Origin of the sequence: Pseudomonas sp. K5002 (genome assembly GCF_013386655.1) — a bacterium.
GTDB lineage: Bacteria > Pseudomonadota > Gammaproteobacteria > Pseudomonadales > Pseudomonadaceae > Aquipseudomonas.
Map to the genome: position 1 here is coordinate 1 of NZ_JACARK010000450.1, position 2,101 is coordinate 2,101.

The following is a 2,101-nucleotide window of genomic DNA, read 5'->3' on the forward strand; positions in this document are numbered from 1 at the left end:
CGGCCCACGAATTGCGCAGCCCGTTGACCGCGATCAAGACCCACCTGCAAGTGGCGCGCATGACCGAAGGCGCCGCCCGAGACCAGTCCCTGGCCCACGCTGAAGAGGGCGCCGACCGCTTGCACCGCACCCTTGAGCAGTTGCTGCTGCTGGCGCGGGTCGAAGGCAGCCTGTCGTTTGATGACGGCCTGCAATCGAGTTCCGAGCAAGTTGCGCAACTGGCGATCCAGGATGCCAACGGCGGCGACAATCAGCGTATTGACCTGATCCTGGCAGACGGTTTGTCCGAAAAACCTTTGGAAATGCCGGTGGGCCTGGCCGTCGCGGCCCTTCGCAACCTGCTGGACAACGCGTTGCGCCACACCCCGGCCGATACCCGGGTGGAGCTGAGTGTGTCCAGCGCTGGCGACAATGTGGTGTTCCGGGTGCGTGACCATGGCGCGCCGATTTCCAGCGAAGACTTGCAACACTTGACCCAGCGCTTCTGGCGCAACGGCAATAGCCCGGGTTGCGGCCTGGGGTTGGCGATCGTCCAGGCCATCGTGCAGCGCTGCTCGTGCTCCCTGAAATTCGACAGCCAGGCCGATGGCATGCGCGTCGACCTGGGCATGCCGTTGCGGCGCTGAAACCTTCTTTTCACAGCACACATAGCTACCGCCATCCTCAAGCGCAACGCTTCAGGATGGCGGTCATTTTTTTGTGTTTGAACCGGCTGAATGACTCGGCCTGTGTTGAAAAGGACAGCCCCTATGTTGGTTATCGATTCCACGTATCCCGCAAACGACTTCAATGAGCGCAATGGCCAGGCCGTGCGCCAGGTGATTGTGCATTACACCGCCGCGCCCTTTGCCTCGTCATTGCGTGCACTGACCCGCGACGGTTTCAGTGCCCACTACCTGTTGGCCGACCCCCATGACGCCAGCTACCGCGCCGCCGGCTATGACGAGTTGCGGGTATTTCGCCTGGTGGACGAAGCGCAACGCGCCTGGCACGCCGGCACCAGCCACTGGGCCGGGCGCGATAACCTCAACAGCCGCTCCATCGGCATTGAAATCGTCAACCAGGCCCGGGATGACGCCGGTGTGTTGACCTTCCCGGCGTATGGCGCAGAGCAGATTGACGTGTTGATCGCCTTGATTCGTGACATTCAGGTGCGTTACCCGGCGATCGGTCCTACCGACATCCTCGGGCATTCCGACATTGCCTATTGGCGCAAGAGCGACCCCGGCCCCCGCTTGCCATGGCGCTGCCTGTTCGAGGCGGGCGTGGGGGCCTGGTATGAAGAGGTGGCCAAGATGGCCTATCAACGTCGGTTCGACATCGGCCTGCCGCCAGAGGTTGAGGTGGAGCGGGCGTTCCAGCGCTACGGTTATGCCCCGGCGAAAAATCGCCTGGGTTTCCAGCAACGTGTCCGTGCGTTCCAGATGCATTTTCGGCCCTCTGACTACAGTGGGCGGCTGGATGCGCAGACCTGCGCGATCCTGTATGCGTTGAATGAAAAATACACCGGGGTGGCCGGGTAAATCCGCTAAAGCTGTTTTTAACGACCACAGGTGTAAATCCTCCCTTCGCTGATGCGTTTCCAGAACAGGAAATCCGTGCGCGGCCCTTGGGCCTGGCGCCAACGGGTGGGCAGTTTGGTCACCATCATCAGCGTATTGAGGGATCGAGAGATGTCAGTCGCTACTAGCCGTATCGAAGAGACCCAGGCGGTCCCTGCGGAAACGCTTTACCAGTTCGATGAAACCCCGCTGCTGGCCCGCCAGCGCCAGCAGGAATCCAATGCCCGCAGCTACCCACGGCGCATTCCCCTGGCGCTCAAGCGCGCCCGCGGGATCTATGTCGAGGACGTCGAAGGACGCAGCTTTATCGATTGCCTGGCCGGTGCCGGCACCCTGGCGCTGGGGCACAACCACCCGGTGGTGATCGATGCCATTCGCCAGGTGCTGAGCGATGAATTGCCATTGCACACCCTGGACCTGACCACGCCGGTCAAGGACCAGTTCGTGCAGGACCTGTTCGGCCTGCTGCCGCCGGCGCTGGCGCGGGAAGCCAAGATCCAGTTCTGCGGCCCCACCGGCACCGATGCGGTGGAAGCCGC

3 protein-coding genes are annotated in these 2,101 nt (G+C 62.4%); all 3 read left to right on the forward strand.

Translation table 11 applies throughout. The annotated features are described in order from the left end of the window. Positions 1-626, forward strand: a 626-nt coding sequence (locus HX846_RS20115) for a sensor histidine kinase KdpD (protein WP_178965970.1), incomplete at its 5' end; no start/stop codon positions are given. 123 nt (positions 627-749) lie between these two features. Next, on the forward strand, positions 750-1,523 hold the full coding sequence (locus tag HX846_RS20120) for an N-acetylmuramoyl-L-alanine amidase (RefSeq protein WP_003209007.1): 774 nt from the start codon (positions 750-752) through the stop codon (positions 1,521-1,523). A gap of 150 nt (positions 1,524-1,673) precedes the next feature. Next, positions 1,674-2,101: aminotransferase class III-fold pyridoxal phosphate-dependent enzyme (locus HX846_RS20125; protein ID WP_178965971.1), on the forward strand; the 428-nt coding region annotated here is incomplete at its 3' end.